The organism is Flavobacteriales bacterium (assembly GCA_016124845.1).
Lineage (GTDB): Bacteria > Bacteroidota > Bacteroidia > UBA10329 > UBA10329 > UBA10329.
Map to the genome: position 1 here is coordinate 15286 of WGMW01000009.1, position 15823 is coordinate 31108.

The following is a 15823-nucleotide window of genomic DNA, read 5'->3' on the forward strand; positions in this document are numbered from 1 at the left end:
ATGAAAAAGCTATTGATTTTAAGCGGATTGCTGATACTGAGTTCGATTTGGTTTGCAATGGCGCAGGAAGAACTGGATCCGTCTAAACGAGAGAGATTGGAAGCCTTGAAAGTGGCTTACCTGACAGAAAAGCTGAGCCTCACGCCAGAGGAAGCGCAGCAGTTCTGGCCAGTATATAATGAATTGGATGACAAGATGCGCGAACTTCGAAAGCAGCAGCGGGACAACCGCTCCGAGGCGAAGCAGAATTTTGATTCGTTGAGCGATGACGATCTATCAAAGACCATTGATCAGGAACTGGTTTTGGAGCAACAGGAACTCGACCTGAAAAAGGAATACAACGAGCGTTTCAAGAAGATTCTACCTATTAAAAAGGTGGCGAAACTTTATGCAGCCGAGCATGGCTTCAGGAGAGAATTGTTGCACCGCGCCAAAGACCGCACTAAAATTCCGGGCGGACCTCCGCATTGATCGCATCGAAGTAATCTGAAAAGGCGCTGAACGATCAGCGTCTTTTTTCGTTGTAACCATTGATGGGAATTATAGTTTAACTGGCCAGCTGAACATTGCGGCAACAGGTACAGAAATCAAGGGCTGCCGTAAGTTTTCAGACAAATTGAATGATTGAATTTTTTGTATAATCGCGCAAGCAAAACCAAAACCTTTTTACACAACAAAAATGAGTGAGACAGCCGAGATTCGCGTAGGAGATCAAGTGATAGAACTTCCCGTTGTCACCGGGACGGAAAACGAAAAAGGAATCGACATCCGTAAACTGCGTGACCAGACCGGGCTGATCACATTCGATAGCGGATACAAGAACACAGGTGCTACAAGTAGTGCCATCACTTTCCTTGATGGTGAAAAGGGGATTTTGCGATACCGTGGCTATCCGATCGAGCAGTTGGCTGAGAAGTCAACGTTTTTGGAAGTTGCTTACCTGTTGATCTATGGTGAATTGCCAAGCAAGGCCGAGTTCACGGCTTGGAGTGAGAAGATCACGCGCCACACACTCATTCATGAAGATATGAAGGAGTTCTTCGAGGCGTTCCCTCGCAAGGCGCATCCAATGGGAGTTCTTGCTTCGAATCTGATCTCACTTTCAACGTTCTATCCGGAAAGTCTGGATCCAGACCGTGAGGATGAAAAAGTGGATCTCACCATTATCAGATTGATCGCCAAGATCAGCACCATTGCTGCTTGGTCTCACAAAAATTCGGTCGGTCATCCGGTTGTTTATCCAAGAAACAAATACAATTACACGGAGAACTTCCTGAACATGATGTTCTCTGTACCAACAGAAGACTACGAACCAGACCCGGTTGTAGTGAAAGCACTGGATCAACTGTTGATCCTTCATGCCGATCACGAGCAGAACTGTTCTACTTCAACCGTAAGAATCGTTGGTTCTTCAAGAGCGAACCTTTATGCGTCTATCGCAGCAGGTGTTTCTGCCCTTTGGGGACCGCTTCACGGTGGAGCAAACCAAGCGGTTATCGAAATGTTGGAGAACATCCAAGCTGATGGCGGTGGCATGCAAAAGTGGATCGATAAAGCGAAAGACAAGGACGATCCGTTCCGAATCATGGGCTTCGGTCACCGCGTGTACAAGAACTTCGACCCACGCGCTACCATCATCAAGAAATCGTGTGATGACGTGTTGGAGAAACTGGGCATCAACGACCCGATTCTTGATCTTGCCAAACAATTGGAGGAAGTGGCCTTGAACGATGATTACTTCAAGTCAAGAAACCTGTACCCGAACGTTGATTTCTACTCAGGAATCATCTACAAGGCAATCGGAATTCCAACGGAGATGTTCACGGTGATGTTTGCGATGGGACGTCTACCAGGCTGGATCGCTCAATGGAAGGAAATGATGGCGAACAAAGAGCCGATCGGTCGTCCGCGTCAGATCTATACTGGCGAGAATGAGCGTCCTTACCAGCCGCTTTCAAGCAGATAATTCAAGCACATACACTTACAGAAAGGATGAGGTCGGCCTCATCCTTTTTTGTTTACGCCCCCCGAACCTCACGCAAGGAGGGGAATTTGCGTTCTTTGCATTTATGAGCAAGGGCATTTTCCGCAAGCGCAACATCGGGCTTTTCATCAAGGTCGTTATTGCGTTTGTTGCGCTGTGGTTCATCTACCGCGAGGTGCAGCTCAAAGATCAGGACGCCAAGCTCAGTTCGGGAATCAGCGTTCTTACCGAAAACCTGCCCCAGTTGATTCTTCTTATTGCATTGATGATGCTGAACTGGGTTCTGGAAGCCTTCAAGTGGCGGTTGTTGGTAAGTTATTTAGAGAAAATCTCGCTTTGGAAATCGCTGAAAGCCATCTTCTCAGGAATCACCATTGCCATCTTCACTCCCAACCGTGTTGGAGAATACGGTGGCCGCATCTTTCACCTGCAGAAAGCCGACCGCATCGATGCCGCGCTGCTCACCATTGTCGGAAGTTATGCGCAACTGGTGGTCACGCTCGTTACAGGAATTCTCGCCACCATCTTCTTCTTACCAGAGTACGTAGGTCTCGGGCCGATCACACCCATGCAGTACAATCTCATCGCCATCCTCATGTTCGGACTTTGCGTGCTACTGGTTGTTCTTTTCCTTAACACGCGGCTGCTGACCACCATCATCAACTGGCTACCGATTCCCCAAAAATATCGCCACTACGCGGGCGTTTTTGAGCATCACAGTTCCTCCACACTTTGGAAGGTTTTCCTCGCCAGCTTGGGGCGTTACCTCATCTTCACGTTTCAGTTCTTTCTGCTTTTGAAGTTGTTCGATGTGGAAATCAGCTACGCCAATGCGATGATGATGATCTCGATGACCTACTTCGTGATGACAGCGGTGCCGACCATCGCCATTACCGAATTGGGTGTGCGCGGCTCCATTTCGGTTTACTTTTTGGGGATGCTTTCCACGAATGTGAAGAGCATTTTCTTGGCAAGCTCCATGCTTTGGCTCATCAATCTGGCGGTGCCCGCATTGATCGGTGTGGTGTTCATTTTCCAACTGCGTTTCTTCCGAAAAGCTGACTGATGGCGTGGCTCTGGTATCTTCTTTTCGGATTCGCAGTAACGGTGATGGTGCTGTACTCGGCCATGATCATCTACGCCATTTCGGGCTGGAAGAAGATGAAAGTGGAAGATGAAAAACCAGCTTGGCTTGGCGTGAGCATTCTTGTTGCGGCACGCAATGAAGCCGAAAACATAGAAACCGTTATCCGCGACATTTTCAACCAGAGTTATCCGAACGAACTGTTCGAACTCATTGTAATTGACGACCATTCGGAAGATGACACGCTTTCCATTGCGGAATCACTGAAAGCCGAGTTCCCGAATCTGAAAGTGCTTTCAAACCAAGATGGCGAAGGCAAAAAATCTGCATTGCAGAAAGGCATTCGCGAAGCCAAATTCGAAACCATTGCTACAGTAGATGCCGATTGCCGCGTTCCCTCCGAATGGCTCATTACCATGACATCGCATTGGGAGAAAGACCAGACCAAAATGCTTTTGGGACCCATTGTTTTTCAATCCGACAGAACCGTTCTGCAACAATCGCAGGCCATGGAAATGTTGGCCATTATGGGACTGACAGGTGGTTTCGCTTCGCATCAAAAACCGATCATGGCCAATGGCGCCAACCTGTTCTTCGACAAAAGTTCCTTTGAAGAAATCGGTGGTTACGTGAGTTCAGAAAACCCTTCGGGCGATGATGTGTTCACCATGCTTCAGTTCAGCGAAAAGTGGCCCGATTCGGTTCGGTTTGTGAAGCATTACGAATCGGCTGTTCTGACCAAAGCACAACCCACATTTTCAAGTTTTTGGCAACAGCGTAAGCGGTGGCTTTCCAAGCGAAGCGGCTATACGAATCTGTTGGTGAAAGGAACCGCTATCATCACCTACTTCGCCAATCTGGTCGCCTTCATTTCATTCATTTCCATCATTGCCGCGTTCGGTTCTTATTGGGCAGACAGACTCATGTGGGTTCTGTTCGCCAAAACCATCCTTGACCTCGTACTTACGAGAACTGTGAGCCGCGACCTGCAACCGCATTGCGGCATCGCCAATATTCTGGTCACGGAAATATTCGTTGCCGTGTACGTCACATTTCTTGGCATTTTTGGAAATGTGCGCAGCTATGTTTGGAAAGGACGAACGATAAAAACCCCCTGACCCCCAAAGGGGGAAGCTGAAGCACGGGTGAATAGAGAAGGCGACAATCTGTGAACTCTGGGATTCAAAACATTCGCATATTCGTACTCATTTGTAATAAATGGGAAAGATGAAAGCATGAAATTCGAAATGGAGAAATTCGAAAACTCTGTGCATCTCTGTTTCTCAAAAGTTCTCTGTGCAATAAACAATGAATAAAGGAACGTCACTCGGGCAATTGGCTTGGCGCAGATTCAAGAAGGATGCTGCGGCCATTTTCGGTTCGGTGGTGATTCTTGTGGCCGTGATGCTTGCAACGCTTGGCCCGCTGATCACACCAGATGGAAGCCCGCACGCCAACCGACAGATCATTGAGTTGGCCGCCAAAAAGCCTGGTTCAACTTTCACTTTTTTGAAAGTTCCGAGAACCGTTGTTTCCGAAGATGGATTCAGCGAAAAACTGCTGGTAGGCAAACAGGAAAACTATTCTTGGGTCCCCATTTTCAGTCATTCTTTTTCTGCGGATACGCTGGTCATTGAACGCTACACAGGCGATACATCGAATGATGGTGAAATGGTGAAGTATTCCTTCGCATCGCTTTCATCAGAAGGAAAATCACCTGAAGAAGTGGAGAAAGAACTCATCGAAACCAAAACATTCTGGCTGGGCACCGACCGGTTTGGTCGCGACCTGCTTAGCCGCATGATCCTCGGAACACGCATCTCGCTCAGCATCGGATTTGTGGCCGTGGCCATCTCCTTGCTCATCGGAATTCTGATGGGTTCATTGGCAGGATTTTTCCGTGGCTGGATTGATAATGTGGTAATGTGGTTCGTAACGGTGGTCTGGAGTATTCCGCTATTGCTTCTGGTCATCGCTATCACGCTGGCAATGGGAAAAGGATTCTGGCAGGTCTTCGTGGCGGTTGGAATGGCCATGTGGGTAGAGGTGGCGCGTATCGTCCGTGGACAGATACTCAGCATCCGCGAGAAGGAATTTGTGGAAGCCTGCCGTGCGCTCGGTTTCTCTGGTTTCAGAACAATTGTGCGGCATATTCTGCCGAATATTCTCGGACCTGTCATTGTCATTTCGGCTGCGAATTTTGCTTCGGCCATTCTGATCGAGGCAGGTCTGAGCTTCCTCGGCATCGGTGCGCAGCCACCTATTCCGAGTTGGGGAGCCATGATCAAAGACCATTACGGCTACATCATTATGGACAAGGCGTATCTGGCGCTCATTCCCGGAACGGCCATTCTATTGATGGTACTTGCGTTTACCTTAGTGGGAAATGGCGTGCGCGATGCGTTGGATGTGAAAAGCACCCGATAGCTTCAAGATCTCCACGGTTTTGAAAACCTTGATGGTCTTTCGCTAAATTTGAATCATGGACGTTGCACAATTGAAATACAGCATCATTGAAAAACTCATCCGAACGGAGGATGAACAACTGCTGCAAAAAGTAGCCGAACTGATGAGTTCAACACGTGCGCGCTACCCAGAAAGCGACCTTAAACCAATGACGGTTGAGGAACTGAATGAACGTCTCCGAAAAGCTGAGGATGACATTGCGAATGGAAGAGTCTACTCCACCGATGAAGCAAAGAAAAAACTTGGCCTTTAATGGCATCTCGCAGAATCATTTGGACCGAACGCGCCATTGATGACCTGCAAGACATCAAGGAGTTCATTTCATTGGACTCCGAAATTCAGGCTACCAAACAACTGCTCAGGATATTTGACCGCGAAATGCAATTGATAACCCGACCCGGAAGTGGCGGAATACAAACTGAGACACGTTCTAATTTCGAAATACGATACTTGGTTCAGGACAATTACAAGATCCTATATCGATTTACAGAGACCGAAGTGTTTGTTCTCACCGTTTTCGAAACACGTCAGCATCCTGAAAAGATGAAACTCTGAATGAAAAAAGCTGCATACACGGCACTGGTCCTGGTCATTGCAATTTCCGTGGCCTTCATGCTCGGCCCCAAGCCGCCCGAATCTCACCTCAACCCTACTCCAACCTCCATTTCCATTCCGTTGGATTCGTTGGATGGCTGGCTGGCGTATCGTGAAAGTGGTTTCCAAACTCTGAAACCCAGCAATGAAGCCAAGATCGAATGGTACAATGATTCGGTTTCGGTGACCGACTATGCTGTGGTTTATCTGCATGGTTTTACCGCTTCGGGCGAAGAAGGAAATCCCGTTCATCGGGCATTTGCCCAACGATACGGCTGCAACCTGTATCTGCCTCGGTTGTACGGCCACGGATTGGACACTACCGAACCGTTGATCGACCTGACACCCGAAAACTATCTGCAATCGGCCAAAGAAGCCATTGCCGTTGGCAAGAAGATCGGACAGAAAGTGATCGTGATGAGCTGTTCGACAGGTGGAACGCTTGCAATTTACCTTGCCGCACACGACCCCGAAATTGACGCGCTGATCTGCTACTCGCCCAACATCGACATCTTCGATCAGACCTCGCAGGTGCTGACCCAACCGTGGGGACTTCAACTGGCGCGTTTGATCAATGGAAGCGATTTCCGGCAGTATGAAGCTCCCGAAGAATTCAAAAAGTATTGGCAGACCAAGTATCGTTTGGAAGGATTGGTGGCGCTGCGTTCGCTGATCGACCACACAATGACCGAAGAAACATTTTCGCACGTAAAGCAGCCCATTTTTGTGGGTGCGTATTTCAAAGACGCATCCGCGCAGGACAGCGTGGTTTCGGTAGAGGCCATGCGCCTGATGATGCCTGAACTGGGAACACCCGAAAGCCAAAAACGCATGGTGGAATTTCCCGTTGGTGCGCACGTACTCACCAATCCACTTCGCAACCCTGACGTGAAACTCGTGGAAGATGCAACTTTCCGATTTGCGGAAGATGTCATTGGTCTAAAACCTGTGAAATAGCACAATTTCACAATAAGATAGCGTTCTGTTATTTTCTTACTTTTAGACCTATGCGGTGGAACGTCTTGGTTTGGCTATTGCTGAGTGCCTCTTGTTTTGGGCAGGAGGTGACAGATTCCATTCCCATTCTAAAAAGTTATGATGACCCACTACCTCAAACGCCCTGGAACGGACGTGTGATCTCTGCCATGCAAAACCCTGCGTTTGCAGGTTTTGATAGACGATTGCAATTCGGTTATTACTATGAAGGTCAGAACTTGAAAGTACCGGAGGGCTATGACACAAAAAAGGCAGGCTTCTGGAATCAGACCGCAATCATTGATTTCGCATTTGGAGGGAAACGAAAAAACATCGGGGTCAATATCAGTTACAATGGAGGGCAGCGACTTATTTCTGACTACCATCGAGTTCAAATTGCACATTCATACCGTTTTCATCTGCGCAACCACAAATTCATATTGGGCGCGGGAATACGCTATCTAATGCTGAAAGGAGGCTCGGATGCTGCAGCATATGGTGATATGCTCGATCCGAGATACGGTTTCGTTTATCCTACGCAGGAATTTTTGAAACAAGACTCTCTTCAGTTGGCTGAATACTCCGCTGGTCTTATTTACAATTGGAAAAGACTATTTCTCGGATATGCTTTCAGGTACGAGGACAGGTCTTTATTGACCGCTGCAGGGAAAGACCTTCATCCTGTTCATCACCTCAATGCCATGTATACTTTGAATTATGGCGCCACGGGTCAATTTGCCGCAGCGTTCACCGCAGAATATGACGGGTTCAGGTGGTATCTGGAACCCGCGTTGGTCGTTATGCTGAAAAACATATTCTTCCTGAAGTTTTCTTCACCCAATGTCAGCCAATTCAAGACAGAACTGGGATTGCAGCTATGGAATTTCCGTGCGGTGTACTCCTGTTCCTTCTATTTCAACCAATACGCCATCAACACGTATGGCGTAGCCTCCATGTCAGGGGGACTTCGGTATCATTTTCAAAATCTTAAATCCAGAAAGAAATGAAACAACTAATCCCTTTCTTTCTTTCAGCACTTTTACTACCAGGATGCGTCAAGGAAATACCAAGTCCCTCCTATAAACACCAACCTCCAAACACAGTTGGAGTTATACACGGAGATACAAGCATTTGCTTCTATTGGCTGGAATTTTCACTGATCAATGGTTTAAGAGAAGAAGTGGACTCTTTCAGGTGGATTCCGATTGACACAAATGGTTATTACTTCCATGTTCACAGTCTTCACGATACTTTGGCCATCGACAATATTGAATGGCCCGATACGGGAAATATTATACTGATGAATTATGTCCATGGTGACAGTTCTTCCTTTAATATCACCGTCCTTTCATGCTTTCAGAGCTTGTACATACCAACGGGTTTTAAACCTGACGGGGATGGTATGAATGATCGATGGTCGCCTGTCTATTATGGCATCTCCGAGATGGATTGGATGATTCGTTCAGAAAATGGGAAAGTTCTGTTTGACAACAAAGGTGACATCAATGCCTCATGGGATGGAACTTATGAGGGCAAACCACAACCGGAAGGACTTTATCGGTATTGGGTGAGATACACCACCATTGAAACACATGAGTCGAAAGTAATGGAAGGCTGGCTTCAACTTTATCGTAATTGATGATGCGTTGGGCAACCTTCATACTGCTCTTTTATTTTGGATCGGTCTGTGCACAAAACGCAACAGATTCCACCACCGTTCCTGAACCCGAATGGGAAACCAAGAACTACACACAGGAGGATAAGATCTACAACCGCTCGGTATGGACGTTTGTGGACAATCCTGCGTTGGCTGGATTTGATAGAAAACTGGCCGTGGCCTATCGCTATCGGATGAAGAACCTGGCGATGGGCGTTCCGAACAAGGATGGAAATCTGACACTGGCCTTTCAGCGGCATGAGGCATTTGTGGATCTTCCATTCGGTGGACCGAAACAGAACTGGGGCATGGGGCTGTACTATTCTTATGAGAAGGAATTGCAGCACACCTACCATCGCATTCAGATGGCACGTTCCTTCCGCATACAGTTTCCCAAAGGCCATAATCTCATCTTGGGTTTTTCGGTTGGTGTGCAGCTTGCAAAACTGAACAACCAAGACCGACTCACTTTTCCAGATATGATCGATCCAAGATCAGGATTCATCTATTCAACGTGGGAACCAAGGCGCTGGGATCACATGGCCATTCCCTACTTAAATGGTGGCATTCGATACTATTGGAAACGATTTGTCTTTGACTATGCTGTTCAGTTAGGCCCTAGTGGTGTGTGGGCATTGGCTGGTGCTCCACGAACCAGCGATGTCAGAAATAAATTCAAAGCCGCATACCATTTCAATGTAGGAGATGATGTAACCATTTCTCCAGAACTGGTCGGAGAAATAATTACATATTACGGTGTCTTTTACCCGAATGGCCCAGACAAACCTCACATCAATAAGGCAACAAACAACTTCGGACTATTCTCAGGTTATGTCACCATCACATACAAAGACATGGTCTACGGGCAAATTGGCGTGGCCGACCTGAACCGATGGAGTTTCCGTGCCGGATATCAGTTGAAAGACTATCTGGTGATACAGCTTGGTGTTTCATCTTATTTGAACCCGACCATGGAAAAGATCGGAGGATTGGCAAGTGTAGATGGTGGCATCCGCTACCAGATAAAAGCATGGAACAGATGAAAAAGTACCTCTTACTTGCAATCCCATTTTTAGCTGGATGTTTCAAAGACGAACCAAAACTCCCTCAGTATTACGCCAAGCAGGAAATTGATGCGGCAACCGATTCCATCATTTGTTTTTCCGGACAGGAGGATTTTGATCATTTCAATCTGATCTGTTCACAACCATTTGACTCTTTGCATTGGTTTGCCAACTACTCCTATGCGTTATTCTTAGGAAGCGGACAACCATTGGAACTCCCTAATGCCCCGTATGGTTATGAAGCAATTAAGTGCTTAGGGTTTATCAATGGCGACACTACCGAACTTTATGTCAGGCTGGCCTATTGCGCCAGATACATGTATATCCCTGTGGCGTTTTCTCCAGATTACAATGGAATTAACGATAGTTGGTTTCCCGTTTATTACACCACAAACGATGGAATCAACTTTCAACCCTACACCATTCACTGGGAAATCAGAACCCTTGACGGAATCAAAATCTTTGAAACCGATGATCGCGAAGGAAAATGGGACGGCACCTACAACGACTATCCAATGCCAACGGGTTCTTACCTCTACTACATTGAACTGAAAATAGAAGGCGAAGATCCCGTGGAATATACAGGTTGGATTGAACTACTTGGATAAGAAAAAGCCCCGCTTTTGGCGGGGCCGACAAACAAAAGACCTTCAAGGTTTTGAGACCTCGTAGGTTTTTTGAAAACCTACGAGGTCTGAGGTCTGCATTTAAGAAAGCGCTTCCTGCACTTTCTCAGCAGCTTCTTTCAGTGCGATGGCCGACATTACTTTCAGGCCGCTGTTGTCGATGATCTGCTTGGCCTCTTCGGCATTGGTTCCTTGCAGTCGCACAATGATCGGAACATGAATTTCGCCCATGTTCTTGTAAGCATCTACAACTCCCTGCGCCACACGGTCGCAACGGACAATACCACCGAAGATGTTCACCAAGATGGCTTTCACGTTCGGGTCTTGAAGAATGATACGGAATGCTTGTTCCACTCGGGCAGCATCGGCTGTTCCGCCCACATCCAAGAAATTGGCAGGCTCAAAACCGAGTAGCTTGATCATATCCATGGTGGCCATTGCAAGACCGGCACCGTTTACCATGCAACCAACGTTTCCGTCCAGTTTCACGTAGTTCAACCCCACTTTACCAGCCTCAACTTCCGTTGGATCTTCTTCGGTCTCATCACGCATTTCTGCGTAATCCTTGTGGCGGTACAATGCGTTTCCGTCCAAGGTCACTTTCGCATCCACAGCCAAGATCTTATCGTCTGATGTTTTCAGAACCGGATTGATCTCAAACATGCTGCTGTCGCTTGAAACGTAAGCCTGATACAGCGCTCCAACGAACTTCACCATCTCTTTAAATGCCTGTCCTGAAAGCCCCAAGTTGAACGCGATCTTTCGTGCCTGAAAAGGCTGCAATCCCAAACCCGGATCGATCTCTTCCTTGAAGATCAAGTGCGGGGTTTCCTCGGCAACGGTCTCAATGTCCATTCCACCTTCGGTAGAATACATCACCATGTTCTTGCCCGTGGCGCGGTTCATCAACACGCTCATGTAGAATTCCTCCGGCTCGCTATCGCCCGGATAGTAAACATCCTCCGCAATAAGAACCTTGTTCACCTTCTTGCCTTTCTCGCCTGTCTGCTTGGTAACAAGCGTTCCGCCAAGGATTCCTTTCACGGTCTCTTCTACTTTATCAATTCCTTTTGCAAGAACAACCCCGCGATAATCGGTCTCTTTCACGGTTCCCTTACCGCGACCACCAGCATGGATCTGCGCCTTTACCACATACCAGCCTGTGCCGGTCTCATCGGTAAGTTCCTGCGCAGCCTTTACTGCATCTTCCACCTTGTCAACCACTTTACCGCGTTGCACGGTAACTCCGAAGCCGCTAAGAATGCCCTTAGCCTGATATTCATGAATGTTCATCTGCTATTACTTTTTGGAATGCCGAAAGTAGGCCTTTTAGGCAAACAGAACTGTTGATAAACAGGACAATTGTCCTCTGTTTTCCACTATTTGGCAACTGTCACATAGCCAGCGCGCGAATAGGAGTTCACCTCGGCAACAAAATAGAACGTTCCGTTGGACACAGGATGTCCCTTTTGATCGGTTCCCGGCCAGCAGTAACCGTTCTCAACATCGTTGGAATCGTAAATGAACATGCCCCAACGGTCCCAGATGCGGAGTCGGTAGCATTCTGCGTAGGCTTCGTGCCAGAAAGGCGCCAAGCAATCATTGAAGCCATCACCGTTAGGTGTGATGATATTTCCTGCGTTGATGGTGTCGAAATCGATTCCGAGCCACATTTCAGAAACATCAAGCCATGCAGTGTCCGAACATTCCCCTTCATTTGGATATGCATATGCAACCATCATTACATTGGGTCCGAATCCATTGGGCGTCTCATAAACTGGATTTTCGGATGTATCGGTTGCCACTTCGAAATCCCATAGATAAGCCACGGCATTTTCAGACTCGTTGGTGAATTTGAGTATGAAATTCTCGTTGTCGCATTGTGGTTCAGAAATATAACTGAATGCGGCACTTGCCGTTTCAACAACCGCTGCGGTAAATGTCGTATCAGATTCGCAGCCCTTGTCAGTTGTAGCGCTAAGTGTCACCTCATACTCCCCTACAGAAGGATACTGGTATGAAGGAGATTGCTGATCGGAAGTAGCACCAGCATCGCCAAAATCCCACGACCAACTGACAATATTACCCGATTGTATGGTTGAATTATTGGCAAAATCCGTCTGCAAACCGATACAGGTTATAGAAGGTGTAGCATCAAATTCAGGCAAGGGATGAACAGTGACAGTCGCCTCCGCTGTGTCCAAGCACCCATTTTCGTTTTCCAAGATGAGTGTAACGGTATAATCTCCAGGGGCAGCATACATATACTGTGGTAACGTATCGGTCGATGTACCCTGACCATCGCCAAAATCCCAATTCCAATTGGTAAGCTGCAAAGGCGTAATTCCCTGCTCTGCGAAGTTGAATGACATATCCACCGGCTCCATGCTTTCATTTTGGCAAACATCCGGTACATCGATACTCGCAATCGGATAATTGTTCACGTAAACCACATAAAAGTCATTTCCGTAACATCCTAAACTATCCATGGCGAATACTGAAAAGTTGCCCGACTGAGCCCAATAACTCGCGGTTTGAGTTCCATCTTGCCATTCATAAGTAACAGGACCCGTTGCCCCATCCAACGCCACTGTAAGTAATGTGCTGTCATTGCATGCAATTCCCTTGTACTCCGGAGTAACATCAGCAATAATGTTGTTGAAGTAGAAGGTGAATGTGAAGTTTGAATACCCCACTACAGGACAGTTATCATCGTAAGCCTGAAACACTAAGGCCTGAGTGTTGATATTGCTCAGATTCGGAGCCCATGTAAAATGACCTATCACCGAACCTGGATTGGCCGTATCAGGTTCCACCTCAAATGTTGCACCTTGAAAATCGGAAAGGTTTCCAACGTTCAAATAATAATTGGGTCCTTGCTGCGTGTTGCCCAAATAAATATCAAAGGAGATGGTATCCTCGGTACAAACGACAATTGAGTCAGCGTCAAAACCAGGAAGGTAATTTGTTTCAAACAATCCATCCGGATTCTGTGGGCAAGAAGTGACCACCGTGACCTGAAAATCGCGCATCACTCTTCCGATGAGCACTCCATTTCGGTATTCCTCCACCATAACACCCATTACGGCCACAGCTTGTTCTGTAGGTGTGATGTTCAAAATGCCGTTGGTGAATGTGAGGTTGGAATTGTTTATCGGGTTGGAAGAGGAATAACCGGAAACGTACGATACGGTAGAATTAGAACCCGTCAAAGGCGTGTAAAGGCTGTACACCAGCATGTCTCCATCATAGTCCGTAGCGGTATGAATCATGGTGTTGGGCTGATTGAGGCAAATGATGCCACGTGCAGGAAGATCGAACTGGGGCGAACTGTTGTTCGGTGCATCAACGCTGTTCAAAAAGGCCTCTACGTAAATATCTTCCGAACCAGGGCTTTGAATTGTTTGGATACTTGCACTACGTGCATTCTCCGAATACGAGAAAACGTAATCGCTGCATGGCTGCAAGGTCACGGTACCCTCATAAACGATCTCCTGAATGCCAGGTAAACTACCATTACCACAGTTTGATGCCTGACAATAGATTGGGATCTCATAATCCTGCAAATACTGATCGAACGGAGGTCCATAGACCGGTGGATCCTGTAGCTGAAGGGTTATGGAACTATTGTAGCAACTTGAGTTGATGTCAATCGTATGACCGACACTTGCGATGGACACCGTTCCTCCGCAATCGCGGTAAAAGGTAAGCCTCAGCAGGTATTGGTTATTTCCCAAAGACTGATAAGTAAGTTCTGCTCCCAAAGCATGCGAAGCATGTGCCTCGCTCAACGAAAAGAGCGTTAAGGCTGCAATGGAAATAACCGATGCAAGCAGGGAAGTAGTATGTTTGAACATAGGGGTTGATTGAATAATTGGTGAACAAAGTAAAATAATCCGATCAAACTGCCGAATAAATTATCTTCTAAACGAAAACGGGAGGCCGAAGCCTCCCGTCTCCGTTCTAAAAAACAGATCGCTAACCGTTTATGCCACGGTACCAATCCACTTTTCTGCTCCAAAGCATGATGGTGGCCAGGATGAGGAAAAGTCCGATACTTCCGACCAAAAGGGCGGTGTCTTCCAATTGCAGAATGATGTAAATGAAACCGTACATCACCGTAAGCAGCCCGCCCAGAAATGCGGTGAGCTTGAAACTCGTAAGCATGTTCGAGCTGTAGATGGTGATCAGCAAGGTTGTTCCGATGGCACCAATTAAATAGGCCCCGCTAAAGCCGATGAACTCGGAGAGCGAAAGAATCAGGACAAAGAAGAGCGAAAGTGCCAAGCCCACCAGAATGTACTGGATCGGATGTATCCGTTTCTTATTGATGGTTTCCATGAAAAAGAAGACCATGAACGTGAGCGAGATGAACAGAATGGCATACTTGGCGGAGCGCATGCTCTGCTGGTAATGGTCGTTGGGCATAAAGAGTTCAAACCCGAATGCCGCATCGTAAATACCCGTACGCTGCCCTTTCCACTGTTGTGGAAAATTCCTGTTCAGGTCGAGCACCTTCCAAGTGGCGGAGAAACCTTGATCGGTCACTTCATGATCTGGGAGAAATGCCCCGTTGAAACTTGGATGCGGCCAATCCGACCTCAGATCGACCCGCGTAGCGCGGCCAATGGGAACGAAACTCAATGAGCGGCTTCCACGCAGCTCAAGACCGATCTTGAACGGAAACTCCTCTCCATCGCCAATCGGCATTCGGGCAGAAATGCCCTGCGCAAAAACCTCACTGGTGGGGATTCCCGGACCGAACTCGGCAAGCGTATCACCGAAGGTCAAATTCACCTTCTCGCCAATGCCGCGCATATCTGGAATTCCCATACTGATGATGGCCTCGTTTAGCAGGAACATGTTCTTAGGAATGTTCAACAGTTCCGGATCGGGACGCTTGAACTTGCCGGAAACCGTCATATCGGAAGTGTAAACCACCACTTCGTAAATGCTTCGCTTACGCTTATTGCTGGCCACTTCTGCATTCACGCTCAGGTCATCCGGCAAAAAATGACTCCAATATTTGGTGTAGGTCCGATTGCCTTCCTTGTCTTCGGTATAAGTGAGATAGGGAACCGAAAGCACAGGGCCGACCACCGTCTGTGCGTAACCCCATTTAGAGCTGACCTCCGAGACGGCATCTTCGCTGGTCAGTTTCCGCTCGCGGATAATATCGCGGATCATTGAGTTGGGGATCATCAGCAAAAGCACAAGGATGGCTACGCTGAAAATGCGCACGGTGACCGATCCGCTCAACCAGCGGTTGAACCGATCGAATGCGCTCATGTTCTGATTTGATTCTGAATTGGTGACGGGTGTTTCCATGATGTAAGTTTTATTTAGAGTTTGGCTGGAAACGCACCGTAGTTC

15 protein-coding genes are annotated in these 15823 nt (G+C 47.5%); 12 read left to right on the forward strand and 3 right to left on the reverse strand.

Annotation, left to right across the window (positions count from 1 at the left end):
* The 12 genes from GC178_04180 (at position 1) to GC178_04235 (ending at position 10432) form a co-directional block, all read left to right on the forward strand.
* On the forward strand, positions 1-471 hold the full coding sequence (locus GC178_04180) for a hypothetical protein (protein MBI1286756.1): 471 nt from the start codon (positions 1-3) through the stop codon (positions 469-471).
* 208 nt (positions 472-679) lie between these two features.
* Positions 680-1966, forward strand: a complete 1287-nt coding sequence (locus GC178_04185; GenBank protein ID MBI1286757.1) for a citrate synthase — start codon at positions 680-682, stop codon at positions 1964-1966.
* Positions 1932-3050 carry a hypothetical protein gene (locus tag GC178_04190; protein MBI1286758.1) on the forward strand — a complete coding sequence of 373 codons (1119 nt, stop codon included), beginning with the start codon at positions 1932-1934 and terminating at the stop codon, positions 3048-3050. Before GC178_04185 ends, GC178_04190 begins: the two co-directional genes overlap by 35 nt.
* Positions 3050-4186: a glycosyltransferase gene (locus GC178_04195; GenBank protein ID MBI1286759.1), complete on the forward strand. Its 1137-nt coding sequence runs from the start codon at positions 3050-3052 to the stop codon at positions 4184-4186. Before GC178_04190 ends, GC178_04195 begins: the two co-directional genes overlap by 1 nt.
* A 190-nt stretch (positions 4187-4376) precedes the next feature.
* The gene (locus GC178_04200) at positions 4377-5495 is read left to right on the forward strand and encodes an ABC transporter permease subunit (protein MBI1286760.1); all 1119 of its coding nucleotides are present in this window, start codon (positions 4377-4379) and stop codon (positions 5493-5495) included.
* 55 nt (positions 5496-5550) lie between these two features.
* Positions 5551-5787, forward strand: coding sequence for a hypothetical protein (locus GC178_04205; GenBank protein ID MBI1286761.1), 237 nt, complete (start codon positions 5551-5553; stop codon positions 5785-5787).
* Positions 5787-6089 carry a type II toxin-antitoxin system RelE/ParE family toxin gene (locus GC178_04210; GenBank protein ID MBI1286762.1) on the forward strand — a complete coding sequence of 101 codons (303 nt, stop codon included), beginning with the start codon at positions 5787-5789 and terminating at the stop codon, positions 6087-6089. Before GC178_04205 ends, GC178_04210 begins: the two co-directional genes overlap by 1 nt.
* Positions 6090-7085 (forward strand): alpha/beta hydrolase, encoded by a 996-nt coding sequence (locus GC178_04215; protein MBI1286763.1) that lies wholly within the window; start codon positions 6090-6092, stop codon positions 7083-7085. It begins immediately after the preceding gene.
* Between the two features lie 50 nt (positions 7086-7135).
* Positions 7136-8110 (forward strand): hypothetical protein, encoded by a 975-nt coding sequence (locus GC178_04220; protein ID MBI1286764.1) that lies wholly within the window; start codon positions 7136-7138, stop codon positions 8108-8110.
* The gene (locus tag GC178_04225; GenBank protein MBI1286765.1) at positions 8107-8742 is read left to right on the forward strand and encodes a hypothetical protein; all 636 of its coding nucleotides are present in this window, start codon (positions 8107-8109) and stop codon (positions 8740-8742) included. Before GC178_04220 ends, GC178_04225 begins: the two co-directional genes overlap by 4 nt.
* Positions 8742-9803, forward strand: coding sequence for a type IX secretion system membrane protein PorP/SprF (locus GC178_04230; GenBank protein ID MBI1286766.1), 1062 nt, complete (start codon positions 8742-8744; stop codon positions 9801-9803). The genes GC178_04225 and GC178_04230 overlap by 1 nt, the downstream gene beginning before the upstream one ends.
* Complete coding sequence (locus GC178_04235) at positions 9653-10432, forward strand: hypothetical protein (protein MBI1286767.1); 780 nt, start codon at positions 9653-9655, stop codon at positions 10430-10432. The genes GC178_04230 and GC178_04235 overlap by 151 nt, the downstream gene beginning before the upstream one ends.
* 99 nt (positions 10433-10531) lie before the next feature.
* On the opposite strand, the gene sucC is transcribed toward GC178_04235, so the two are convergent.
* The 3 genes from sucC to creD all read right to left on the reverse strand — a co-directional run bounded on the left by sucC (position 10532) and on the right by creD (position 15778).
* Positions 10532-11743 (reverse strand): ADP-forming succinate--CoA ligase subunit beta, encoded by a 1212-nt coding sequence (sucC, locus tag GC178_04240; GenBank protein MBI1286768.1) that lies wholly within the window; start codon positions 11741-11743, stop codon positions 10532-10534.
* A gap of 86 nt (positions 11744-11829) precedes the next feature.
* Positions 11830-14307, reverse strand: coding sequence for a PKD domain-containing protein (locus GC178_04245; protein MBI1286769.1), 2478 nt, complete (start codon positions 14305-14307; stop codon positions 11830-11832).
* A 121-nt stretch (positions 14308-14428) separates the two neighbouring features.
* On the reverse strand, positions 14429-15778 hold the full coding sequence (creD, locus tag GC178_04250; protein ID MBI1286770.1) for a cell envelope integrity protein CreD: 1350 nt from the start codon (positions 15776-15778) through the stop codon (positions 14429-14431).
* Positions 15779-15823: the final 45 nt, after the last annotated feature.

Coding starts and splice junctions, on each gene's coding strand:
- GC178_04190 (MBI1286758.1), top strand. CDS start 1,932: ATGAGCGTCCTTACCAGCCGCTTTCAAGCAGATAATTCAAGCACATAC.
- GC178_04225 (MBI1286765.1), top strand. CDS start 8,107: ATGAAACAACTAATCCCTTTCTTTCTTTCAGCACTTTTACTACCAGGA.
- GC178_04210 (MBI1286762.1), top strand. CDS start 5,787: ATGGCATCTCGCAGAATCATTTGGACCGAACGCGCCATTGATGACCTG.
- GC178_04230 (MBI1286766.1), top strand. CDS start 8,742: ATGATGCGTTGGGCAACCTTCATACTGCTCTTTTATTTTGGATCGGTC.
- GC178_04220 (MBI1286764.1), top strand. CDS start 7,136: ATGCGGTGGAACGTCTTGGTTTGGCTATTGCTGAGTGCCTCTTGTTTT.
- creD (MBI1286770.1), bottom strand. CDS start 15,778: ATGGAAACACCCGTCACCAATTCAGAATCAAATCAGAACATGAGCGCA.
- GC178_04195 (MBI1286759.1), top strand. CDS start 3,050: ATGGCGTGGCTCTGGTATCTTCTTTTCGGATTCGCAGTAACGGTGATG.
- GC178_04245 (MBI1286769.1), bottom strand. CDS start 14,307: ATGTTCAAACATACTACTTCCCTGCTTGCATCGGTTATTTCCATTGCA.
- GC178_04200 (MBI1286760.1), top strand. CDS start 4,377: ATGAATAAAGGAACGTCACTCGGGCAATTGGCTTGGCGCAGATTCAAG.
- GC178_04185 (MBI1286757.1), top strand. CDS start 680: ATGAGTGAGACAGCCGAGATTCGCGTAGGAGATCAAGTGATAGAACTT.
- GC178_04235 (MBI1286767.1), top strand. CDS start 9,653: ATGGAGTTTCCGTGCCGGATATCAGTTGAAAGACTATCTGGTGATACA.
- GC178_04205 (MBI1286761.1), top strand. CDS start 5,551: ATGGACGTTGCACAATTGAAATACAGCATCATTGAAAAACTCATCCGA.
- GC178_04180 (MBI1286756.1), top strand. CDS start 1: ATGAAAAAGCTATTGATTTTAAGCGGATTGCTGATACTGAGTTCGATT.
- sucC (MBI1286768.1), bottom strand. CDS start 11,743: ATGAACATTCATGAATATCAGGCTAAGGGCATTCTTAGCGGCTTCGGA.
- GC178_04215 (MBI1286763.1), top strand. CDS start 6,090: ATGAAAAAAGCTGCATACACGGCACTGGTCCTGGTCATTGCAATTTCC.